Annotated in this window: 22 protein-coding genes and 2 pseudogenes; 14 read left to right on the forward strand and 10 right to left on the reverse strand. The window is 58.4% G+C overall.

The features are described 5' to 3' along the window. Nucleotides 1–45: 45 nt before the first annotated feature. From RUE5091_RS09320 to RUE5091_RS09330, 3 genes are all read left to right on the forward strand, one after another. Nucleotides 46–984 carry a c-type cytochrome gene (locus RUE5091_RS09320; RefSeq protein ID WP_112297160.1) on the forward strand — a complete coding sequence of 313 codons (939 nt, stop codon included), beginning with the start codon at nt 46–48 and terminating at the stop codon, nt 982–984. An 85-nt stretch (nt 985–1,069) separates the two neighbouring features. Then, nucleotides 1,070–2,101 (forward strand): Ldh family oxidoreductase, encoded by a 1,032-nt coding sequence (locus tag RUE5091_RS09325; protein ID WP_058281627.1) that lies wholly within the window; start codon nt 1,070–1,072, stop codon nt 2,099–2,101. A gap of 64 nt (nt 2,102–2,165) precedes the next feature. Further along, on the forward strand, nt 2,166–4,520 hold the full coding sequence (locus tag RUE5091_RS09330; RefSeq protein WP_058281628.1) for a Tex family protein: 2,355 nt from the start codon (nt 2,166–2,168) through the stop codon (nt 4,518–4,520). Nucleotides 4,521–4,675: 155 nt separating this feature from the next. Here RUE5091_RS09330 and RUE5091_RS23560 read toward each other — a convergent pair. Next, nucleotides 4,676–4,870, reverse strand: a pseudogene (locus RUE5091_RS23560) (hypothetical protein); the annotation flags it as partial. Between the two features lie 455 nt (nt 4,871–5,325). Between RUE5091_RS23560 and RUE5091_RS09340 the strand changes: the two are divergent. The 10 genes and pseudogenes from RUE5091_RS09340 to RUE5091_RS23925 form a co-directional block, all read left to right on the forward strand. Next, nucleotides 5,326–6,441 (forward strand): MHYT domain-containing protein, encoded by a 1,116-nt coding sequence (locus tag RUE5091_RS09340; RefSeq protein ID WP_058281630.1) that lies wholly within the window; start codon nt 5,326–5,328, stop codon nt 6,439–6,441. Between the two features lie 113 nt (nt 6,442–6,554). Beyond that, nucleotides 6,555–7,409 carry an FAD binding domain-containing protein gene (locus RUE5091_RS09345; protein WP_058281631.1) on the forward strand — a complete coding sequence of 285 codons (855 nt, stop codon included), beginning with the start codon at nt 6,555–6,557 and terminating at the stop codon, nt 7,407–7,409. Nucleotides 7,410–7,421: 12 nt separating this feature from the next. Next, nucleotides 7,422–7,916 carry a (2Fe-2S)-binding protein gene (locus RUE5091_RS09350; protein ID WP_058281632.1) on the forward strand — a complete coding sequence of 165 codons (495 nt, stop codon included), beginning with the start codon at nt 7,422–7,424 and terminating at the stop codon, nt 7,914–7,916. Beyond that, nucleotides 7,913–10,339, forward strand: coding sequence for an aerobic carbon-monoxide dehydrogenase large subunit (locus RUE5091_RS09355; RefSeq protein ID WP_058281633.1), 2,427 nt, complete (start codon nt 7,913–7,915; stop codon nt 10,337–10,339). Before RUE5091_RS09350 ends, RUE5091_RS09355 begins: the two co-directional genes overlap by 4 nt. A 44-nt stretch (nt 10,340–10,383) precedes the next feature. Next, on the forward strand, nt 10,384–11,259 hold the full coding sequence (locus tag RUE5091_RS09360; RefSeq protein WP_058281779.1) for an AAA family ATPase: 876 nt from the start codon (nt 10,384–10,386) through the stop codon (nt 11,257–11,259). Then, entirely contained in the window at nt 11,256–12,437 is a 1,182-nt protein-coding gene (locus tag RUE5091_RS09365; RefSeq protein ID WP_058281634.1) for a vWA domain-containing protein, read from the forward strand. The genes RUE5091_RS09360 and RUE5091_RS09365 overlap by 4 nt, the downstream gene beginning before the upstream one ends. Further along, complete coding sequence (locus tag RUE5091_RS09370; protein WP_058281635.1) at nt 12,434–13,213, forward strand: XdhC family protein; 780 nt, start codon at nt 12,434–12,436, stop codon at nt 13,211–13,213. The genes RUE5091_RS09365 and RUE5091_RS09370 overlap by 4 nt, the downstream gene beginning before the upstream one ends. Further along, a complete protein-coding gene (locus RUE5091_RS09375; RefSeq protein WP_058281636.1) occupies nt 13,206–13,814 on the forward strand; it encodes a nucleotidyltransferase family protein in 609 nt (202 codons plus the stop codon). Before RUE5091_RS09370 ends, RUE5091_RS09375 begins: the two co-directional genes overlap by 8 nt. Before the next feature lie 109 nt (nt 13,815–13,923). Continuing rightward, a complete protein-coding gene (locus tag RUE5091_RS09380; RefSeq protein WP_058281637.1) occupies nt 13,924–14,379 on the forward strand; it encodes an SRPBCC family protein in 456 nt (151 codons plus the stop codon). Nucleotides 14,380–14,483: 104 nt separating this feature from the next. Further along, nucleotides 14,484–14,618 (forward strand): annotated as a pseudogene (locus tag RUE5091_RS23925) (DDE-type integrase/transposase/recombinase); the annotation flags it as partial. Between the two features lie 146 nt (nt 14,619–14,764). Here RUE5091_RS23925 and RUE5091_RS09390 read toward each other — a convergent pair. The 7 genes from RUE5091_RS09390 to RUE5091_RS09420 all read right to left on the reverse strand — a co-directional run bounded on the left by RUE5091_RS09390 (nt 14,765) and on the right by RUE5091_RS09420 (nt 20,816). Next, nucleotides 14,765–15,109, reverse strand: coding sequence for a RidA family protein (locus RUE5091_RS09390; RefSeq protein WP_058281639.1), 345 nt, complete (start codon nt 15,107–15,109; stop codon nt 14,765–14,767). Nucleotides 15,110–15,124: 15 nt separating this feature from the next. Continuing rightward, the gene (locus RUE5091_RS09395) at nt 15,125–16,240 is read right to left on the reverse strand and encodes an NAD(P)/FAD-dependent oxidoreductase (RefSeq protein WP_058281640.1); all 1,116 of its coding nucleotides are present in this window, start codon (nt 16,238–16,240) and stop codon (nt 15,125–15,127) included. Further along, nucleotides 16,237–17,634, reverse strand: coding sequence for an FAD/NAD(P)-dependent oxidoreductase (locus RUE5091_RS09400; RefSeq protein ID WP_058281641.1), 1,398 nt, complete (start codon nt 17,632–17,634; stop codon nt 16,237–16,239). Before RUE5091_RS09400 ends, RUE5091_RS09395 begins: the two co-directional genes overlap by 4 nt. Further along, on the reverse strand, nt 17,621–17,932 hold the full coding sequence (locus tag RUE5091_RS09405) for a (2Fe-2S)-binding protein (protein WP_058281642.1): 312 nt from the start codon (nt 17,930–17,932) through the stop codon (nt 17,621–17,623). Before RUE5091_RS09405 ends, RUE5091_RS09400 begins: the two co-directional genes overlap by 14 nt. A 65-nt stretch (nt 17,933–17,997) precedes the next feature. Further along, nucleotides 17,998–18,990 carry a TRAP transporter substrate-binding protein DctP gene (gene dctP / locus RUE5091_RS09410; protein ID WP_058281643.1) on the reverse strand — a complete coding sequence of 331 codons (993 nt, stop codon included), beginning with the start codon at nt 18,988–18,990 and terminating at the stop codon, nt 17,998–18,000. A 36-nt stretch (nt 18,991–19,026) separates the two neighbouring features. Then, nucleotides 19,027–20,325 (reverse strand): TRAP transporter large permease, encoded by a 1,299-nt coding sequence (locus RUE5091_RS09415; RefSeq protein ID WP_058281644.1) that lies wholly within the window; start codon nt 20,323–20,325, stop codon nt 19,027–19,029. Then, complete coding sequence (locus RUE5091_RS09420) at nt 20,322–20,816, reverse strand: TRAP transporter small permease (protein ID WP_058281780.1); 495 nt, start codon at nt 20,814–20,816, stop codon at nt 20,322–20,324. Before RUE5091_RS09420 ends, RUE5091_RS09415 begins: the two co-directional genes overlap by 4 nt. A gap of 144 nt (nt 20,817–20,960) precedes the next feature. Between RUE5091_RS09420 and RUE5091_RS09425 the strand changes: the two genes are divergently transcribed. Then, nucleotides 20,961–21,875, forward strand: a complete 915-nt coding sequence (locus RUE5091_RS09425; protein ID WP_058281645.1) for a LysR family transcriptional regulator — start codon at nt 20,961–20,963, stop codon at nt 21,873–21,875. A gap of 40 nt (nt 21,876–21,915) precedes the next feature. On the opposite strand, the gene RUE5091_RS09430 is transcribed toward RUE5091_RS09425, so the two are convergent. Both RUE5091_RS09430 and RUE5091_RS09435 read right to left on the reverse strand, forming a co-directional pair. Continuing rightward, entirely contained in the window at nt 21,916–22,593 is a 678-nt protein-coding gene (locus RUE5091_RS09430; RefSeq protein ID WP_058281646.1) for an aspartate/glutamate racemase family protein, read from the reverse strand. 7 nt (nt 22,594–22,600) lie between these two features. Continuing rightward, complete coding sequence (locus RUE5091_RS09435) at nt 22,601–23,323, reverse strand: ABC transporter ATP-binding protein (RefSeq protein ID WP_058281647.1); 723 nt, start codon at nt 23,321–23,323, stop codon at nt 22,601–22,603.

The raw sequence follows: 23,323 nt of genomic DNA on the forward strand, positions 1-23,323 counted from the left end.
CCGGGCCCGCGTGGTCAGGACTGACATAACCCGAGGAGGAAAGAAATGAAACTTCTGTTGAAGGCAGTCACGATTGCGTCGGCAATTGTTGCAACCCCGGCGCTGGCGGACGGCTGGACCCTCGTCCCCGAAGGATCGCATCTGGCCTATGGGACAATCAAGAAAGACACCGTGGGCGAGGTCAATTCCTTCACCAACCTCAGCGGACACGTCAGCCCGGACGGCAAAGCCGAGATTCAGATCGACCTGTCCTCGGTCGAGACTAATATCGACATCCGCAACGAACGCATGATCGAATACGTGTTCCGCAAAGCAGGCACTGCTGAGCTGACGGCCACGTTTGACATGGCCGAAGTCTCGGGCCTTGGGGTCGGTGAAACCACCACTGTTGATACCGAGGCCGCGTTGTCGCTAGCCGGAACGGATGTGGCGTTTGAAGCCGAGATGTTTGTTGTGCGCCTCTCTGAATCTTCAGTGATGGTGTCGACCAACGACATGGTGTTCATCAGTACCGAAGACGCAGGTGTAAATGCGGGTGTCGACAAGCTATTGGAACTGGCCAGCTTACCGGGCATCACCCGCACGGTTCCGGTGACGGCCCGGCTGATATTCAACATGGATGGCGAACAGGCCGCCGTGTCTTCTACCGCCCCGGTTGCCGTTGCCGCAGTAGAAGGAGACATCAAGGCGGGCAAGAAAGTGTTCCGCAAGTGCAGCGCATGCCACAAGCTGGAACAAGACCGCCACACCGTCGGGCCATCGCTGCACGGGATCATTGGCGCCACGGCCGGGCAAGCAGACGGGTTCCGGTATTCGGCCCAATTGCAAGAGTCGGGCATTGTCTGGACCGCTGACACCCTGACCGCGTTCCTGTCCGACCCGCGTGGCACGATCCCTGGTAATAAGATGCAGTTTCCAGGTTTGAAAAAGGACGAAGATATCACCAACCTGATCGCCTATCTGCAGGCTGAAACACAGGGTTGATACCGAACCCAGCTAAAACCGGGTTTCCTTTGCCCGCTCTGCCACGCTATCCCTTGTCTCAACCACGATGAGGGAGACGCAGGGCATGAGCGAAACGGTCAAACTGTCATTGGACGAAATCCGAGACCTCAGCCTTTCTATTTTGACCAAATCTGGTTTCGGGCCAGATCATGCCGTGGCGATCGCCGATACGCTAACCACCTGTCAAATCGACGATTGCCAGTCACATGGATTGTTCCGCCTGTTCATGTGCGCCGACACGATAAAAGCGGGGCAGATCGACGGGCATGTAGAGCCAGTCCTTGAACCGTCGGATAACGCAGTCGTTCGGGTTAATGCGCAGGGCGGGATGTCCCTGCTGGCGTTCGAAAAAGCACTGCCGGTTTTGATCGAGAAAACCCGCACCCACGGCATCGCCGCCATGGCGATCAACCGGTGTTTCCATTTCTCGGCGCTTTGGCCTGAGGTCGAGCGGCTATCCTCAGCTGGTTTGGCGGCGATGGCGATGGTGCCCAGCCATTCCTGGGTTGCCCCTGCCGGCGGCACGCGTGGCAGCCTTGGCACCAACCCGCTGGCTTTCAGCTGGCCGCGTCGGGGCAAAGACCCGTTCACTTTTGATTTCGCCACCAGCGCTTTTGCCCGGGGAGAAATCGAACTGTACCGCCGAGCAGGCAAACCCTTGCCCGAGGGTGTGGCCATCGATAAGTACGGCAACCCAACCACTGATCCGCAGGCCGCGATGGACGGAGCCATGCTGACCTTCGGCAGCTACAAAGGCTCGGCCCTGTCAATCATGATCGAACTTCTGGCTGGCCCGCTGATCGACGATCTGACCAGCCTGGAAAGCATGGAATATGCCGACGGTGCAGGCGGAGCGCCTTATCACGGGGAAATCCTGCTGGCATTTGATCCCGCGCAGTTCAGCGGTGGCCGGGTTGACGAGAATGACGCGCGGGCCGAGCGTCTGTTCACAGATATAACCGACCAGGGCGCACGCCTGCCCTCGCAACGGCGCTTTGCCGCGCGGGCGCGCAACACCGAACGCGGCTATGTCGAGATTGCCAAAACCCTGCACGGCGATCTGCAGGCATTGGCCGAACAGGCGCAGGCGCGCTAAAGCCTCTTTCCCTTGGCGATGTGGCTGGCTAAGAAGTCCCTCCAGATATATTCAGGAGGCCCCCTTGGACCGCATCGCCCGCACCATCGCCACCGAAATCAATGCCCGCCCCGAACAGGTGGGGGCCGCGGTGAAACTGCTGGACGAAGGGGCCACTGTGCCTTTTGTCGCCCGCTACCGCAAAGAGGTGACGGGCGGCCTTGATGATACCCAACTGCGCACCCTGTCCGATCGCCTGACCTATCTGCGCGAACTGGAAGCACGGCGCGAGACGATCCTGGGCTCGATCAAGGATCAGGGCAAGCTGACCGACGATCTGGTCAAATCCATCGCACAGGCCGATACCAAGGCGCAGCTGGAAGATATCTACCTGCCCTACAAACCCAAACGTCGCACCAAAGCGATGATCGCCCGCGAAAACGGGCTGGAACCATTGGCCAATTCCATTCTGGCGGATCGGTCTGCCGACCCTGAGGTTTTGGCGCAAGGGTATCTCATCGAAGCGGTCCCAACCCCCAAGGACGCGCTAAACGGTGCGCGGGACATCATCACTGAACGGTTGACCGAAAACGCCGCCCTGCTGGGTGAATTGCGTAATTTCATGCAGCGCGAGGCCGTGCTGACCTCAAAGATAATAGACGGCAAGGAACAGGAGGGCGCGAAGTTCAGTGACTATTTCAGCCATTCGGAGCTATGGGCCAAAACCCCTTCTCACCGCGCACTGGCAATGCTGCGGGCCTCGAAAGAAGGGATCGTAACGCTGGATATCGCGCCCGAACCCGAAACCGGGGCCGCCCGGGCCGAAGCCATGGTCGCCGCCCACCTGCACACACGTGGGGACGGCCCCGGAGACAAGTGGCTGCGCAAAGTGGCTGGCTGGACATGGCGCGTAAAGCTGTCGCTATCGATGATGGTAGAACTGATGGCAGATCTGCGTGGCCGGGCTCAGGACGAGGCCATTAATGTTTTTTCTCGTAATCTTAAAGACTTACTATTTGCCGCACCGGCAGGGGCGAAGACAACACTGGGTCTGGACCCCGGCATTCGAACCGGCGTCAAGGCTGCGGTGGTTGATGCCACGGGCAAGGTGGTCGCGACTGACACACTCTATCCCTTTCAGCCTAAGAATGATGTGCGTGGCGCACAGGCGGCAATCCTGAACCTGATCGCCAGCCACAGGATCGAACTGATTGCTATCGGCAATGGCACAGCCAGCCGTGAGACCGAGAAACTGGTGGGTGATACGCTGAAACTGCTGCCCAAAACGGTTTCGGCCCCGACCAAGGTTGTTGTGTCCGAGGCTGGCGCGTCGGTCTATTCAGCCTCGGAACTGGCGGCACGCGAATTTCCCGATCTTGATGTGTCGCTGCGCGGCGCAGTTTCTATCGCCCGTCGCCTTCAGGATCCTTTGGCCGAGTTGGTGAAGATCGAACCCAAGTCCATCGGCGTCGGCCAATACCAGCATGACGTGGACCAGCACCGGTTGTCGCAATCTCTGGCCTCGGTGATCGAAGATGTGGTGAATGCGGTAGGGGTTGATCTGAACACGGCCTCGGCCCCCCTGCTCTCTCATGTCTCTGGGTTGGGACCTGGACTGGCCGACGCGATTGTAGTGCACCGCGACCTGAATGGCGCATTTAAGTCGCGTAAAGAGTTGCTAAAAGTCGCCCGCCTCGGCCCACGCGCTTATGAGCAGTGTGCGGGCTTTTTGCGCATTCGGGATGGCTTGGAACCGCTGGACGCATCCTCGGTTCACCCCGAAGCCTATGATGTGGCCCGTCGAGTTGTCTCGGCCTGTGGGCGCGACATCCGTCAGATTATGGGTCACGACGGAGCACTGAAAGGATTGCGCGCCGAACAATTTGTCAATGACACCTTCGGCTTGCCGACAGTGCAAGACATCTTTACCGAACTTGAAAAGCCCGGTCGCGATCCCCGCCCCAGTTTTGTCACCGCCTCGTTCACCGATGGTGTCGAGGAGATCACTGACCTGAAACCAGGCATGGTGCTGGAAGGAACGGTGACCAATGTCGCCGCCTTCGGTGCTTTTGTGGATGTTGGGGTGCATCAGGATGGGCTGGTGCATGTCAGCCAACTGGCAGACCGCTTCGTCAAGGACCCGCATGAAGTTGTCAAAACAGGCCAAGTTGTCAGAGTCACGGTAGTCGAAGTGGATGTGCCCCGCAAACGGATTGGACTAACCATGCGAAAGGATGGAGGAACGTCGGCCCGCGAGGGTCGAGCTGGCCGAGGTCCGAAAAAGAATGCCGGCACCTCGAAACCCAAAGGATCCCAACGCGCAAAATCTGAAGGTAGTGCACACAACAATGCGTTTACGGATGCGCTAAAATCAGCAATGAAAAACCGGGAACTGTCGCAAACTCTGATCCCGGTCAAGAAGGACCGACACTCGGATTGATTAACCTACCAATTGAACAAACTGCTGGTAGGGAGAGATTTCTGGCGTGAGTTGACCCTTTCGGATCATGGTGATCGTTTCGGTTCCCGCCAATGTGAATTCCGCTGAAGTGACAGCGTTGAAGCCCAACTTTGGGCGGATCCGGCGTTGTATGAACGGCGGGCCCGTTCCGCGACCAGAGGCGCGAATTTGATGATCCAACGGTTCAAGGTCGCGTGGCCGACCGATACGCAGCGCTCGGCCATGATCTCTTCAAGATCGCGGTATGACACGCCGTATCGCAGATAGAAAAACACCGCGTGCAAGATCACATCCTTTGGAAAAGGCGCGCCCTTAAATGAAATTGCCACGATCTACCGCCCTCTGTTTTGGATGTTCCCTTAACAGACCATCGATCAGATCGGCAGACAGACTACAGAGTTTGCGACAAGGCCCTTTGTCCTGCCCCTTCAGCCTTCAACAAGTTTGTCAAAGCCTTGGCAGAAGGGCTGGGCGAAAATGCAGATGCACCCGATGGTCTTCAGAAGGTGACGGAGACGATTTGAAATGCTAGTCGCATCAATGGCTACAACGTTCAGGCAAGTATTAACGTGATTTGTTTCGGTCAAACGTATTTCTGGCGAAAGCAGCCGTCGGCTCGAATGCAGCGAAAGTTAACTTCGTCCGCATAGCATATCTCGAGGTCGTCGAAACTGGCTCAATGTCCTATTGAAAACTTCAGTTGATCGCGCTCCACGGCAAGAATTGAAGGCCGTGCGAACGGCACTGATTGCAAATCGCTCGAGTCTTGGCCATCCTTTTCGGCATGGAGTTTCTGACCGTCGACCATAGCAGTTTTCTGATCGCAATGTCCTGCGTCGTGGCACTTGTCGCAGGGTTCACCGGTCTTTCGCTCACCCGCGACCTGTCAGAAAAGCCGATGTTCCAGAAAAAAGCGTCCATCGCGCTTGCGTCCATCGCCTTGGGCGGCGGCATCTGGGCAATGCATTTCGTAGCCATGCTTGGTTTGAAGCTGCCGATCCTGTTCTATTATGACGCAGCCATCACGCTGGTGTCGGCTCTGTCAGCGATCCTGCTTGTTGGCGCGGCCTTGATCCTGTTGCATTTCGCCGGCCGCACACCATTCATCATTTCACTGTCGGGTTGCATTGTCGGGACCGGCATCCTGGTCATGCACTATATCGGCATGGCCGGTCTGGAACTGTGCCGCGCGGTCTATACAACATCGGGCGTCGTCTTTTCTTCCATCGTGGCCATCGGGCTGTGTATTCTTGCTTTCTGGATCGCCTATGGCAAGCGCACAAATCGCAACATCGTGGTTGGGACGATATGCTTTGCGTTTGCCGTTTGCTCGGCACATTTTCTGGCGATTGCGGAAACCAATTTTGTGCAGACGTCCACCGCAGCTGAGTTTGGCCCCAGCATGAGCAATGAAACGCTGGCGCTTGGTGTAATCTTCGTCAGTTTCGTGATCTTCGGGGCGTGCCTCTGGGTAAGCGTGACATATCTGGTCACACCCGGATCGGAAGAGGATCGTCTGCAAGCGGAACCCGCGCCGGAACTGAAGGCCGATCTCCAGATCCCCTGCGAAGCGGATGGCAACAAGGTCTTTGTCAGGGCCAAGGACTTGGTGTTCGTGCGCGCCGATGGGCATTACACACAGATTTATACCGAGACCGAACGGCTGTTCTGTGTCTGGCCGATCACCATGGCCTCCAAACGGCTCTTGCCGTTGGGGTTCCTGCAAACCCATCGCAGCTACCTGGTCAACCCGGCGCGTGTCTCGCGCTTCGAAAAAACCAAGGATAAGGGACGCTGCCTTTTCGACGGGGGCGATCTGCCGCCCGCACCCGTCAGCCGTTCCAAACTGAAGGCCGTTCAAGACGTGCTTGCGTCGCAAGGCGGCGCAATTGGTGCGTGAACAGGCGCATTTCGTGCAAAAGACCTGTATTTTATTGATTTTCCGGTGATGTGGCATGCGGACGCATGCAATCTCGCTCCGACACTGAACATTCGCTTTAGGGAGGAGAGCCGATGATTCCAGCGGCATTTGAATATCACCGTCCTCAGGACATGGCCGGCGTGCTGGCCGTTCTGGAAGAACACGGAGACGATGCGCGCGTCATGGCGGGTGGGCACAGTTTGATCCCGATGATGAAACTTCGGATGGCCGAAGTCCCGCACCTGATCGACCTCCAAGATGTCGGCGGCATGTCGGATATCGACGTCAGGGCTGACAGCATTGTGATCGGCGCGATGGTCACGCAGGCAGAAATCATCGACCATGCCGAGCTTGCGGATGCAGCTCCGATCCTGCGCGAGGCTGCCTTGCAGATTGCTGATCCCCAAGTCCGCTACATGGGCACCGTCGGTGGCAACGTCGCAAACGGCGACCCGGGCAATGACATGCCGGGGCTGATGCAATGCTTGAATGCGGTATTCACCGTGGTCGGCCCGGATGGCGAGCGTGATATCCCCGCACGGGAGTTTTACGAGGCCGCCTACATGACCGCACGCGAGGATGAGGAAGTACTGACCGCCGTCACTATCCCCGCGCCCAAGGGTGGCTACGCCTACGAAAAGCAAAAGCGCAAGATTGGCGACTACGCGACAGCCGCCGCCGCGGTGCAGATCGTCAGGGACGGCAGCAATTGCGTCAGCGCCTCCATCGCGATGACGAACCTCAGCGACACGCCGGTTTATTCCGAGAACGCAGGCGCCGCGCTGGTGGGAACATCTGTCGATGCCGCTGCCCTCGGCGCGGCAGTGGCTGCGATGCTGGACGATATCGACCCGACCGAGGACAACCGCGGGCCCGTCGCGTTCAAGAACCACGTGGCGGGCGTCATATTGCGCCGTGCCATCGAGCGCGCCTGGTCGCGGGCGTAGGAGGAACACATCATGTCAAAGAAAATGCACATCAAGCTGAACGTAAACGGTAAAGACGAAGAATTCCTGGCCGAACCACGTGAACTGCTTATCTACACCCTGCGCGAACGGTTGAACATCACCGGGCCGCATATTGGCTGCGAAACGTCCCATTGCGGGGCCTGCACCGTCACCATCAACGGCAAATCGGTGAAATCCTGCACCATGTTCGTTGCACAGGCCGATGGCGCCGAGGTGACCACTATCGAAGGCATCGGCGGGCCGGACGACCTGCATCCGCTGCAAGAGGCGTTCAAGGAACACCACGGGTTGCAGTGCGGTTACTGCACGCCGGGTATGATCACCCGGGCGACCAAGCTGCTGGAAGAAAACCCCAACCCGACCGAAGAAGAAATCCGCTTTGGCATGGCCGGCAACATCTGCCGCTGCACGGGTTATCAGAACATTGTGAAATCCATTCAGGCCGCCGCAGCCGAAATGAATGCAGCCAAGGAGGCCGCAGAATGAAGGACGATATTTCCCGCGAAGAACGTGTCGACAATCTCAAAGGCATGGGCTGCTCGCGCAAGCGGGTCGAGGATGCGCGCTTTACCCAAGGCAAGGGCAACTATGTCGATGACATCAAGCTGGACGGCATGTTGTTTGGCGACTTTGTCCGCTCTCCCTACGCCCATGCGCGCATCAAGAACATTGATACCGCCGCTGCGCTGGAAGTGCCCGGTGTGCTGGCTGTCCTGACCGCGGCTGATCTGGAGCCGCTGGGCTTGCACTGGATGCCGACGCTGGCTGGCGACAAGCAGATGGTGCTGGCCGATGGCAAGGTGCTGTTTCAGGGGCAAGAGGTCGCATATGTCGTCGCCGAAGATCGCTATGCCACCGCAGATGGGATCGAGGCGGTCGAGGTCGAGTACGAAGAACTGCCCGTCATCGTGAACCCGTTCGAGGCATTGAAGTCCGATGTGGTCCTGCGCGAGGACCTGGTTGGCGAAGACGGTTCCATCCCCGATGGCGCGCACGGGCCTCGCAAGCACCCCAACCATATATTTACCTGGGACGCGGGCGACAAAGGCACAACGGAAGAGGTCATCGCCAACGCCGAGGTCGTCGCTTCCGAAAGCATGTATTACCACCGCACCCACCCCTGCCCGTTGGAAACCTGCGGCTGTGTGGCGTCGATGGACAAGGTCAACGGCAAGCTGACCCTGTGGGGCACGTTCCAGGCGCCGCACGCGATCCGGACGGTCGTGTCTCTGATCTCGGGCATTGAAGAGCACAACATCCGCGTGATCAGCCCCGATATCGGCGGCGGCTTTGGCAACAAGGTTGGTGCCTATCCGGGCTATGTCTGCTCGGTCGTGGCGTCGATCGTCACGGGCAAGCCCGTGAAGTGGATCGAAGACCGGATGGACAATCTGATGACCACCGCCTTTGCCCGCGACTATCATATGACCGGCAAGATCTCTGCCACCAAGGACGGCAAGATCACCGGGCTGCATTGCCATGTTACAGCCGACCACGGCGGCTTTGATGCCTGCGCTGATCCCACCAAGTTCCCGGCGGGCTTCATGAACATCTGCACCGGCTCCTACGACATCCCGACGGCCTATCTGGAGGTCGACGGCGTCTACACCAACAAGGCCCCGGGTGGCGTCAGCTATCGATGCTCATTCCGGGTGACCGAGGCAGTCTACTTCATCGAACGGATGATCGAGGTCCTGGCCATCGAGTTGAACATGGACGCAGCTGAGCTGCGCCGGATCAACTTCATCAAGAAAGAGCAGTTCCCCTACACTGCTGCCCTTGGCTGGGAATACGACAGCGGCGACTATCACACCGCTTGGGACAAGGCGCTCAAGACCGTCGACTACGACGGGCTGCGGGCCGAACAGGCCCAGCGGGTCGAGGACTTCAAGGCTGGCAAGACGCGCAAGCTGATGGGCATTGGCCTCAGTTTCTTTACCGAGATTGTCGGCGCCGGCCCAGTCAAGAACTGTGACATCCTTGGGCTTGGCATGTTCGACAGCTGCGAAATCCGCATCCACCCGACCGGCTCTGCGATCGCACGTCTGGGAACGATCAGTCAGGGGCAAGGTCACGCGACTACCTTCGCGCAAATCCTCGCCTCTGAGATCGGCTTGCCTGCCGACAGCATCACCATTGAGGAAGGCGACACCGATACAGCACCCTATGGCCTTGGCACATACGGGTCACGCTCTACCCCGGTGGCAGGCGCCGCCACGGCCATGGCCGGCCGCAAGATCCGCGCCAAGGCGCAGATGATCGCGGCCTATCTGCTCGAGGTCCACGACAATGACGTGGAATTCGATGTCGACCGGTTTGTCGTGAAAGGCGCGCCTGAAAAGTTCAAGACAATGAAGGAAATTGCCTTTGCAGCCTACAACCAAGCCATTCCGGGGATTGAGCCGGGGCTTGAGGCCGTCAGCTACTACGATCCGCCGAACATGACCTATCCGTTCGGCGCCTATGTCTGTGTAATGGACATCGACGTCGACACGGGTGTGCCGGAAATCCGCCGCTTCTATGCGCTGGACGACTGCGGCACACGGATCAACCCGATGATCATCGAAGGCCAGGTGCATGGTGGATTGACAGAAGCACTCGCCGTCGCACTGGGGCAAGAGATTGCTTATGATGACATGGGCAACGTGAAGACGGGCACGCTGATGGACTTCTTCCTGCCAACGGCTTGGGAAGTGCCAAATTACGAAACCGACTACACCGTCACACCAAGCCCACACCATCCCATCGGCGCCAAAGGCGTGGGTGAAAGCCCGCATGTTGGCGGCGTGCCCTGCTTCTCGAACGCGGTGCAGGACGCGTTCCGCCCCTTCGGCAACCGGCACACCAACATGCCGCATGATCACTGGCGGATTTGGCGCACGGCCAACGAGCTTGGCCTGCACGACTGACCCTTTTGGTGGGGCGGGGTGACGCCCGCCCTACGGAGACACGCATGACCTGGACTGACTTGAAAACCGCGCTGGCCGTCGAAGGCTATGTGGCCTCGGACGATCTGGCCGTTGCGTTGCAACTGGCTCTGTCGCTGTGCCGCCCGCTGTTGCTGGAAGGTGCAGCAGGTGTCGGCAAGACCGAGATCGCCCGCACGCTGTCTGCGGTGATGGACACGCGCCTTATCCGGCTGCAATGCTACGAGGGCCTGGACGCGGCGCAGGCCATTTACGAATGGAACTACCAGCGACAGCTGCTTACCATACGGGCGGCCTCCGAGGCTGGCGAAACCGGCAAGGCGGTCGAAGATCGCATCTTCTCCAGCGACTTTCTGCTGGAGCGCCCGTTGCTGGCGGCCATCACCCAAGAAACACCCCCGGTCCTCTTGATCGACGAAATCGACCGGGCGGATGAAGAGTTCGAAGCCTACCTGCTGGAAGTCCTCTCGGACTATCAGGTGTCGATCCCCGAGCTTGGCACGATCACCGCGACGAGCCGCCCCGTCGTGATCCTGACCTCGAATGGGACCCGTGACCTTTCAGACGCCCTGCGCCGTCGCTGCCTTTATACCTACGTGGAATACCCCGATCGCGAGACCGAATTGGCGATCCTCAAGGCCCGCTGCCCGGATGTCGAGGCGCGGCTGGGCGAACAGATCGTCGGCTTCGTGCAAAAGTTGCGCCAGGAAGAGCTGGAGAAAACCCCCGGCGTCGCCGAAATGCTGGATTTCGCCTCGGCGTTGATGGGCCTCGGCATCGCCGATCTGACGGACAATCTCGCGATCCTGCAATCGACACTGACGACCTTGCTGAAAACCCAAAGCGATCAGGCCCAGATCACGCCTGAGGTGGCAGGGCGCATTGCGGGCAAGGCCGCATGAGCCGGGTGACAAAATTCGCCGGCCGCGACCCCGGTCCGGCCGCCCGGGTCGCGGGCTTCATCGCTCACCTGCGCGACAACGGCTTGCGGCTTGGCGTTGCAGAAGCAGACCTTGCCATGACGGCTCTGGCCGAGGTGGACGCCATGCGTCCGGACGACAGCCGCCGTGCCTTACGTGCGGTCTGCACGGGCTGCAAGGAAGAGTATGAGAGGTTCGACGACCTGTTCGACAGCTACTGGATGGACATGGGCCGTGTGAGACAGAAGGTCGTTCCCACCCCGTCATCCACTGTAAGCGACGACGTTCATTCCTCACGGGATGCCAAGGGTGAAGACGCTGGCGCATCCGGAACCTCTACTGCCCCTGACGACACGGGCGGGGCGGCGGACAGCGATGGGACCGGCAAGTTGATCGCCACCGAACAACGCAACCTCAACCGGCGTGACCTGCGCGATCTTATCCGACCGGAAGAAATCACAGAGGCCGAAGGCGTCGCGCGCCGCCTCGGGGCCGCCTTGCGCGACACGCGATCCCGCCGTCGAATTGCCGCGCGCAAAGGGGACCGATTGCATTTTCGCAAGATTATTCGCCACAGTCTGGCCTCCGGCGGCGAGCCGCTGAACCTGTTGCGCAAGAGGCGCCCGGATCGCACGCGCAAGATCGTCGCACTTTGCGATGTTTCCGGCTCCATGTCCGTCTATGCACAGATATTTCTGGCGTTTCTCGCCGGCCTGATGCGGGCCGACACGGCCGCCGACGCCTATCTCTTTCACACTCGCCTTGTGCGGATCACCGAAGCTCTGCGTGACAAGGACGCGATGCGCGCGATTGGACGGATGTCATTGATGGCCGATGGGTGCGGCGGGGGGTCCAAAATCGGTCCGTCGCTGATGCGCTTTGCCGACACCTATGCCAAACGCTTCGTCGATGGGCGCAGCGTCGTGCTGATCTTGTCCGACGGGTATGACACCGAAGCGCCGGATATCATAGCTGCCGCTCTGAAAAAACTGCGCAAACGCGGTTGCAAGGTGGTTTGGCTTAATCCCCTGAAAGGCTGGGCTGATTACGCACCGGTGGCCGAAGGGATGGCGGCGGCCCTGCCTTACCTCGACGCCTTCAAGGCGGCCAACACGCTGGGGGATCTGGCCGCGCTGGAACAGGAGTTGGCACGCCTATGACCCCGGCTGAATTCCTTTCGACAGACCTAGCCCAGGCCGCGCAGGAACTGCGCGACAAGGACGAACCTTTTGCCTTCGCCACCATCGTGCGCACGGCCGGGTCCACCGCGGCCAAGCCGGGGGCGAAGGCGCTACTCAGCGCGGATGGGACGATCCTCCAAGGCTGGCTTGGCGGCGGCTGCACCCGAGGCGCCGTCAAACGCGCCGCGCTGCAGGCCCTGCAGGATGGGACGCCACAGCTTGTATCCGTCGCACCAGAAGACCTTCTGGCTGAAAAAGGAGTGGCCGCTGGCGATGAGGTGGACGGCACGCGATTTGCCGGCAACGGGTGTCCCTCGCGCGGCACGATCGACATCTTCATCGAACCCTGCCTGCCGTCACCGCAACTCGTGGTCTTGGGCGCATCGCCCGTGGCGCAGGTGATGAGCAATCTCGCCCCACAGTTTCACTGGTCCGTGTCTTCGACCCCGCAACGCGGCCAACCGCATCAGCGGTCCTTCGTCGTGATCGCGACCCAGGGACAAGGTGACCTTGACGCGTTAAAGGCGGCGTTGAACGCACAAGCGACGTATGTGGCCTTCGTCGGAAGCCGCAAGAAATACGCGTTTCTGGCCAAAAAGCTAGCCGCGGCCGGGATTGAACAATCCGCCATTGACCGCGTGAAAGCTCCGGCGGGTTTGGATCTGGGCGCGGTGACGCCCGAAGAAATCGCGTTGTCGATTCTGGCGCAATTGGTCCAGGACCGGCGCGCTGCAATGAGGCCGACCGATGGCTGAAGTGACGGCAATCATACTGGCGGCCGGACTGTCACGCCGGATGGGTGCACGCAACAAGCTGCTTTTGCCTGTTGCCGGGGTCCCGATGATCCGGCACATGGTCAATGTCTATCGCACGGCAACGTGCGGACATGTCTTTGTGGTGACCGGGCATCAGGCCGGACAGATCGGCAACGCCCTTTCGGGCAGCGGTGCCGAAACCGTTTTCAACGCGAATTTTGGGCAGGGTCAGCCCACGTCGGTGGCCTGCGGGCTGCAAGCGGCAGGTGAGGCAACCACTGTGCTGATCGGTTTGGGGGATCAGCCGCTTCTGACCGCTGGCGATATCCGGTCATTGCTGGCGGCGCATGCGGCGGCTGACAGCGCTCGCATCTCCATTCCGGCGGTGGATCAACGCCGCGGCAACCCGATCGTGGTTCCCGCAGCCTTGCGCGCACGGCTCCTGGCGGACCCCAGGTCCCCGGGTTGCAAAGAGTTCACCCGCACCCATCCTGAACATGTCCAGTTTCACCCAATGGCCTCTCCCGGGTTTTACACGGACGTGGACACACCCGGGGCGTACACCGCGCTCAGGGCAGACATGCTGGAGGACATCACTTGAAGATCATTCGATACGTCGCAGCCCATCTGCGCCACAAGCTCGCGCTTACGCCCGAACAGGCCGACCATATGGCCACCATCAAGTTTCCCTGTTGCTAAAAGGACATCCCATGGAACTGGCAGACGAAATCGTCATCAACGCACCAAAAGAGCAAGTCTACGCAGCGCTGAACGACCCCGAGGTTCTCAAGCTGTGCATTCCCGGCTGTGAAGAGTTGATCAAGCACTCGGACACTGAACTGGAGGCAAAGGTCGTCCTCAAGGTCGGGCCGGTGAAGGCACGGTTCAGCGGTGACGTCCAACTCGACACCGCAGGCGCGCCGGATGCCTTTTCGCTGGCCGGGCAGGGCAATGGCGGCCCAGCAGGGCACGCAAAGGGCGGCGCAGATGTCACGCTAACAGCCGACGGGCCCAACACGACGATCCTGCGTTACCAGGCGAAGGCCGATATCGGCGGAAAGCTGGCCCAACTGGGCAGCCGGCTGATCCAAAGCACTGCCAAGAAGCTTGCGGCCAAATTCTTCAAATCCTTCGCTGATGTGGTCAATGAAGACGCAGCCGCTTAGCAATCTCATCTAGGCAGAGCACGCGTCAGACATCATTTCAGAGGAGGCGGGGCTTGCTCCTCGGCCAGCTACAAGTCCCCTTTCGCCAACTGAGCATCCTTGACGGTCAAACCCTTGATTTCATGCTTTCCGAGAAGCGAGACACCAAGTCTGCAAAGAAATTCTTCGCCAATGCTTTGTGCGTCAATGGAATACCGAAGCGGATCACCATCGATAAAAGCAGCAGCGACACTTGTGGGGATCGAGACCGCCAACTTGATACGGAAGGGCCAGCTTGAACCTTCGACAAGCAGATTCCGTCAATTTGCAGAGCTCGCTGGATAATTCCAGCCACTCAAAGCAATAGCTCTAAAACACACCAAAGTTTGCGACACAACCGTCCAACTCAATCGCATGCCGCCGTTACTATCATCTCGACCTTTAATACATCGCGCGCCAGTTTGGCTTCACCACACGCACGGGCCGGGGCATGTCCTTCAGGCACCCAGGCATCCCAAACTTCATTCACCTCGGCGAAATCCGACATGTCGGCCAGCCAGATCACACATTGCAGTATCCGGGTTTTATCGCTGCCCGCCTTGGCCAGAAGGTCTTCGACCTTGGCCAAAATGTCTCGCGTCTGGTCAGCTACCGCGGCTGCATCCGAAGTTTGCCCACACAGATAGGCAGTGCTGTTGTGCTTGACGATCCGACTCATGCGCTGGCCGGTTTCGATTCGAGTAATCGTCATGATAGAAGTCTCCTGTTAGAGGACCTTGCGGTCAAAGCGATCGATACGGAAACGCGAAAGATTGAAACGGCTTTGCCCGCCAGTTACCAAATCGGCCATGACCTGCCCGACTACCGGAGCCATCTGAAAACCGTGCGCCGAAAACCCGAAGGCGTGGAAAGCACTGGCAGCATTCACCGCCGGGCCTATGACAGGGAGATTGTCTGGCATGTACGCCTCAAGCCCTGCCCACATCCTGTTGATGCTGGCCTTGCGCATGATAGGAAAGAACTCGGCCGTGGTCCGGCATGCAGCGGCAAGTTTCGAATAGTCCAACCGGGTATGATTGTTGTCACGATCTGCAAAACCTTTTGCGCCGCCACCGATCAGGACGGTGCCGTTCTCGAATTGTTTGAAACTGAGCTGACGACTGACCGCACCAACCACCGGCTTGGCAAAATGCGGCATCCGGGCCGTTATCATCAGCATTGGCGCCGCGTGGCTGAGCGGCACATTGTCCCCGATCAATAACGCGATCCGGTCCGCCCAGGCACCCGCACAATTGACGACGGTTTCGGCCTCGTAGCGGTGTTGCCGGCCTTGCACCAGCCATGCATTTCCAATCCGTCTGAGCCCTAGAGCCTCTTCGCCTTCAATTACTTGTGCGCCCAAGGCTTCAGCCGCTCTGCGAAAGGCCGCCGTGGCCTTGTAAGGGATCGCATAACCATCCAAATCCGAGATCACACCGCCCACACAATCGGGATTTACATGTGGCAGACGATCCATCAATTCGGACCGGTCAATAATACGCTCGTGCGTGTATCCCGCCGCGCGCATCTTGTCTTCTCGCACCCGTAGCGCGCCCAGATCCGCATCATCCACAGCAATGTTGATCAGGGAATGACGACGAAAACCCGTGTCGTACCCTAAATCATCATCCAAAGTCTGCCACATCTCCATTGATGTCTTAGACAGTGGAACTTCGGCCATATCGCGCCCTAAGAGACGCACGCCGCCAGCGTTGACACCCGAAGCATGACGCCCGGCATAGTCTTTCTCGACCACGATCACAGATACTCCCTGACGCGCCAGATGGTATGCCGTGGCGCAGCCCTGTATCCCGCCTCCGATGACCAGAACATCCGCCTTCATTCCGCAGCTTCCGCCGGCACCGTGCTATATCGGCCAAGCTCGTCCAGGGTCAGCAGACGCAGAGGGCTGCGCAACCGATAGTAACCAACCGTATCGGGGTGCTCACCGCGCCACTGCGCCAACAGTCCGGCTACCACATGGCCGCATTGCCGACCCTGACATGGACCCATACCGCAACGGGTCAGGGCCTTCAGGGCGTTCGGGTCCTGCGCACCCTGATCGAACCCCTTTCGCAGGTCGTCCAGAGACTGCTCTTCGCAGCGGCAGACTAGCGTTTCCGGGTAGCTGGGCAGGCGCAGCGCCTCGGTCGGACGATAAAGGTTATCAATGAAACGCCGAAACGGCTTTAGGGAAGATAAATGGGACAAATCTTTGGTCGCTTTTTGATCACGTTCGGTTCGCGTCAGACGGCCAAGACGGTGCAGGATATTCAAGGCAGCCAAACGACCTGCGGCCTGCGCGCCGTCGGCACCGACAATGCCCGCACCATCGCCAGCCACTGACACGTGTTCAATCGAGCTCTGCCCAAAATCATCCACTGATACCTGCCAACACTTCTGTTCAGAATTCCAGTGGTGATCCAGCTCCATCGCCCGCGTCATATTCAAATTGGGCTGCACGCCATGATGCAGAAATACAGTGTCGGCGGTAATTTCGTGTTGTCTGCCTGCCGCAACAAACCTGAGCCCTTCGGCCTTCTTGTCACCGACCACCGTCAACCGCTCTGCGAAGGAGTGGATCGTAACACCTGAAGTGCGGATCTCTCGCAACAAAGACATACCTTTCCGCAGCTGTCCGGCATGCCGTAACGTCCGAAACAGGTGTGGCGCAGCCTCAATATAGTGCTGCCGAGGCGTCGTATCGACCAATGCTTTAACCGGCACTCCAAGTCGAAGGTACTGTGCCACGATCAGATACAACAGCGGACCAGAGCCCGCAAAGGTGGCACCATCGGCCACGACGGCATCCGATTTCAGCATCACCTGTGCCGCACCTGCTGTCATGACTCCGGGTAATGTCCACCCGGGGATCGGCATGGGCCGCTCCATAGCACCGGGACACAACAGCATCTCTCGACAGCGTAGTTCTCGTGTGATGTCCTCGTGAGAAAACAGGATGCGCCCGTCATCACCCAAATGCCACGCATCCGCGCCGGTGATATGCGTCAGGTTGGCCTGTTCGAACTCGGAAATTAGGGCCGCTCCGGCGGCATAATCCGCACCAAGGACGGCGACATCCGGAACCGGGCTGTTTGCAGCCGAGCGGTATATCTGTCCGCCTGCCCTTGATGCTTGGTCCAGAACAGCCACCTGAACGCCTGCACGCGTCAGTTCTATAGCGGCGCACATACCTGCTGGTCCTGCGCCGACAATAGCACAGTCAAAGGCCTGCATCGTCCGCCTCTGACTCTTCTGTAATTCGCTGAGTGGTGACGTTCATGCCGTCCAACACCCGCCTCAAGCAAGCCTGTTGGTTCGGAAGACCGTCGATCTCTACCATGCATTCGAAACAGACGCCCATCGCGCAATACGCGCTGCGCGCATCGCCTGACAGTGCTGCTTTCCGGGTCTCGAACTGACCACTCACAGCCATGGCTGACCATACCGATTGACCCTCTCGCGCAGCAACTTGCTGCCCATTAATGGTCAGTGTCACCCGGTCGCGATCGTGATCTTGCAAGGATCTGAACATTAGAGATTCTCCGTCGAAAAACAGGGCAAGGCGCAGGGAGGAGCACGCCTTGCCCAGGCTCAGGTTTATTCGCCGATCTGATCGAGAATGCCCTGACCCCAATCCTGACCGACGTCCTGCAGGACCTGCGGCCAGACCTGCGCGCGCACATGGGCGGCGGTGGCGGCAAGTTCTTCGTTCGTCAGCGAAACGATCGTGGCCCCGTTGTCGGCCAGCTTTTGTTCAAACGCACCTTGATCGGCTTCGGCTGTTTCCCAGCGCTTGGCTTCGAACTCCAATGCCGCCGTTTCCAGCGCTGCGCGATCTTCGTCGCTCATTTCAGCCAACGTGCCCGAGTTGATGATCATGTACCAAACCTCGAAATGCGTGTTAACAGGCACATAAGCCGTGGTCACATCGCGGAACGAGGCATAGTACCCCTCGGCACCCGATCCGACGACGCCGTCAACGACGCCGGTTTGTACCGCAGTGAACGCTTCTGAGAAGGGGATTGGCGACGAGATGTAACCCAATGCGTCGGCGGTCAACTGAAAGCTCTTGATGCCGGGTACACGAACCTTGATGCCTTTTGCAGCGGTTGGATCGCCTGGGTTCACAGCGTCGGTATTCAGGGCCACACCGCCGAAGTAAACCGGATATGCGGCAAGCATGGTGATATCCTGCTTGGCATAGAGATCTTTCATCGCACTGTGGATTGCGCCGCCCGGGCCGTAGATCTTTTTCGCCTCGGCCCAGTTAGCAGCCACATAGGGGAAGGCCGAGATTTGCATGCGGCGATCAACTGCAGTGGCGGCGGGTTGAACGGCCATGTCGATGGCACCAACCGAGATACGTTCCTGCACCGAAGTATAGTCCCCCAGCGCCGAAGCCGGGAACAGGTTAAGCTCTACCGAGCCATCTGTTGCGGTTGTCAGCTCTTCTGCAAGGGCACGCAGCTCGTTGTCGATAGTGGCACCTTGCGGCCGGATATGGCTGATCTTCAGCGTGTCGGCGGCTGCGATGCCCGCAGTTGCAACCACAGCGGCAGTCAGGCAAGTGGATTTCAGAAAGTTCATCATGGATAAGTCTCCTCCGTGAGTGATGAAATGGGTGGCTTAGTAGCCAAAGAAGCGAGGCAGCCACATCGAAAGGTCCGGCCAGAAACTGGTCAGAAATACGACTGGCAGATAGCCCAGCAAAATCAGGGTCATGGCGGGGCGGATCACCTTGGTGACCGGCACCTGGCCTATGCGTGCACCCAGATACAGGATCGAGGCATAAGGTGGGGTCACTCCGCCCATAGCGGTGTTGACGCCCATGATCGCGGCAAACTGTATTGGGCTGACACCAATCGCCTGCATCAGCGGCAACAGAAGCGGCGCAATCAATATTATGGCGGTTACGTCATTGACCACCATGCCGACCAGGAACAGCAGGATGTTGATCAGAACCAGCAGCAGGGCCTTGTTTTCGGTCACTGAAAAGATCGCCTGCACGATGGCTTGCGGAATGCTTTCCAACACGAACATCTGAGACAGGATCATCGAGAACAGGATCATCAGCATGATCGCCCCCACCGATGTGGCGGCCTCTCTACCCGCACCGAAGAAGGTGCGAACGTCCAGTCCTTTGTAGATCAGGAACCCAACCGGGATCGCATAGATCACCGCCACGGCGGCGGCCTCAGTCGGGGTCATGATGCCACCGTAAATGCCGCCCAGAATGATCACCGGCATCAGCAGGGCGGGCGTGGCCTTGAAACCGCGCTGGGTTGCTTCAGACATGAAGGCCGCGCCTTTGAGGGGTTCGTTCAGTTTCAAGGGGAACCTGCGGGCCATACGGATGTTGACCGCAGAAAAGCTGGCCATGATCAACAGGCCGGGGCCCAGTGTTGCCAGAAAGCAGGCCAGGATCGACGTATCCGTCACCCAGCCATAGACGATCATAGTGACCGAGGGTGGGATCAATAGACCCAGAAGCGAAGCATTTGCGATCAGCGCCGTTGCGTATTCGCGGGGATAGCCCTGTTTTTCCATTTCAGGGATCAGCAGCGGCCCAATCGCGGCAACACCGGTCAGACCCGAGCCCGAGATCGCTCCGATAAGCGCGCAGGACACAGTGGCGACAACGCCCAGCCCACCCTTAAGGTGACCGATGAAGATGTTGACGAAGTTGAGAAGGCTGGCCGCAATACCTGATACCGACATGATCGTACCGGCCAGAACGAACAGTGGAATGGCCAGCAGCACCGGGTTTCCAAGCTGTTGGAACCCCCACAGCATGTTTCCCTTCATGACCACGTCACCTGCGAAGTACATCACCATCAGACCGGCACCGAAACAATAAGGCAGTGGAACGCCAAGCGTCAGCAGGATGACCAGCACCAGTACGGCAAAAAGCGCGATCTCGATCATTTCAGACCTCCTTCAATCGCGGGTTCAGCAATCGGGGAGAACAGAGCGCGCAGATGCATTAGCAGATGGCAGGCCGTGAAGATCATCATCAGGACTAACCCGACAAACAAAGCGACATCGACATAGAAAGTCGGCAGGTACAGCGTCGGACTTTCGCGCCAGACACGCATTGAGTACTTAGTGAATTCCCAGGCCCAGGTTGTCAGCCAGATACCAACGATCAAGCTGATGACCTCACCTATGACCGCAAGAACCTGATGCTGGCGTTCGGTAGACAGAAAGATCTCAAGCACATTGGCCCGGATATGTGTGTTCTCGCGCGAGGCGTTGACAGCCCCCAGCATGTATAGCCACAAAGTGGGGTAGAGCAGGCTTTCCTCCAGCCCCATGACCGGAATTTCCAGCACATAGCGCGTGATCACCTGCACGAATTGACCCAGAGCAACCAGGCAGATCAGGACTGTCAGCAGGACACTTGCAAAGCGTGTCATTTCCCCCTCCGTCATTGCGAATACATGCAGAGTATTCGTGGCGGGAAGATCACGAGCCCGAGGCATTAAGTCAAAACGATTAAATTGATTGCTGAATAAAGTTTCTTTATGGGTTGTTGAAAAAATAAGGATTAACAACAGCGCATGAATCTCAGTTTTCGCCAATTGCAGGCTTTTCGCGAAGTCATGCGGACAGGTTCTGTGTCTGAAGCCGCCCGAATCCTCGGACGAACCCAACCTGCTGTCAGCGCGCTGATCGCCAATCTCGAAGCTGAATTGGACATCGCCCTGTTCCGCCGACAACGCGGTAAAATGGCCCCTACCCCCGAAGCCCAGTACTTCATCACCGAGGCCGAGGCGATCCTGGATCGGTTGTCGCTTTCAACCCGGACAATGCGCGAGATTGCCGCTCTGACAAAGGGGCGCCTGAACATAGCATGCATGCCGGCGGCTAGCAGCCTTTTGATGCCGCAGCTCTTGGGTGAGTTCTTGTTGGATAAACCAGATGTAAAAGCTTCGCTGATGATGCGTGCATCACCGGTAATCGAGGAGTGGGTTGCTTCTCAGCAATATGACATCGGATTGGGTGAAACCCCAAAATCCACAGCGGCAATTGATACCGTCGATTTCGACATGAGATGCGTGTGCGCGATCCCAAGGGGCGATCCGCTGGCCGAGTTGGACGCAGTCGAAGCCCGTCATCTGTCGGGCCTCCCAATGGCCGGACTGCAAGACGGACATCCAAACCTGGTCGCGACCCAGAGGGCATTCGAAAGTCAAAAAGCCCGTTTTGAACAACGGTTCGAACTCAGGACCTTCAACCCGGCATTGACCCTTGTGGAAAAAGGGCTTTGCTACTGTATCTGCGACCCGATTACTGCTGCTGGATACGTCAATATGCAACCCGAGCCGAGGCCTGTCGTCTTTCGAGCGTTCCGGCCCCATGTCGTTCTAAACGTCTCAATCATGCGACCGGCGCATCGCCCTCCGTCAGCGCTGGCAAATGAGTTCGCCCAGATCCTGGGGTCGGCCCTTGAACAGATCAACACGAAATTCTGAGGGCTCTAGATCTCGAAAAGCGAAAACTCAAACGCTCTTTTTAGGCATAAGAACACAGTTTCGATGTCGTCAGCTTCGCTTTTACCAAGGCTTCAGAAAACGCGACGGCACATGCTACCCCGTCGACCACGGGTAAACCGAACTCCTCTGAAAGCTGCGACATCAAATCTGTCATACCCGCGCAACCCAATACAATAGCTTCGGCCCTATCTTCATTAATCGCAGCGCGAATTTCGGACCGTATTTTGTCGACGGTCTTTGGGTCGTTTTCCTCAAGCTTCAAAACTGGCACATCTGACGCGCGAACCCGGACACATCGGCGGTCTAGACCATAGCGCAACAGGTTCGCCTCCAACCCCGCAAGCGACCGGGACAATGTCGTAATAACGCTGAATTTTGGGCTAATCATGGACGCGGCGTGATAGGCCGCTTCACCAACACCGATCACGGGGGCAGATGTGACGCAACGCACCGCATCAACGCCAGTATCGTCGAAACAGGCAACGACAATCGCGTCCGCGTCCGGGTATTGCGAAACAACTTCCAGCAGGCCCGGCACGCAGGTCGAAACATCGAGGTATCCCTGAATACTGGCAGGGCCCTTTTGCGCGTTCGTAGCAATAATTTCAGTTTCGGGATGCGCTGCGGCGCGGGCCGCCGCCTCAATCTTGCGTGTCATGGAAACTGTCGTGTTGGGATTAACAACCAGTAGTTTCACACCATCCTCACACTTCTCCGCCTAAATAGGCAGCTTTGATCCGCGGATCGGTCAGAAGTTCCTTGGAATTCCCCGAAATCACCACGTTCCCGGTCGTCAACGCATAGGCGCGATGCGAAATTGACAGGGCCATACGCGAATTCTGTTCGACCAACAGAACCGAAACCCCTTCGTCGCGGTTGATGGCGACGATGGAACGGGCAATGTCCTGCACCAGTTTGGGCGCGATGCCCAGCGACGGTTCATCCAGCAGCAACAGACGTGGTTTCGCCATCAATGCCCGGCCGATTACCATCATTTGCTGCTCACCCCCTGAAAGGGTCCCGGCGGATTGGGAAAACCGTTCCTTCAGGCGCGGAAACCGTTCCAATACAGACTCCAACGTCTGCTGAATTCCGGCCTTGTCCGACCGGGTGAAAGCCCCCATCAGCAGGTTGTCTCTAACCGTCATGTAGGGAAAAACCCGGCGCCCTTCTGGTACCATAGCAATACCTCTGGACACAATTTCGGCAGGATTAGTGCCGGCGATCTGTTCACCTTCAAACGCGACCGAACCGGACTTTACTTTGGCCAGCCCGGTGATTGCCCGCAGGATCGAACTTTTACCCGCCCCGTTGGCACCGATCAGAGCAACGGTTTCACCCTGCTCCAGATCAATCGATACGCCTTTCAGCGCATAAACGTGATCGTAGTAGAGCTCGACATCCTTGAATTCCAACATTTTTGTCAT

The organism is Ruegeria denitrificans (genome assembly GCF_001458295.1).
GTDB classification, from domain to species: Bacteria; Pseudomonadota; Alphaproteobacteria; order Rhodobacterales; family Rhodobacteraceae; genus Ruegeria; species Ruegeria denitrificans.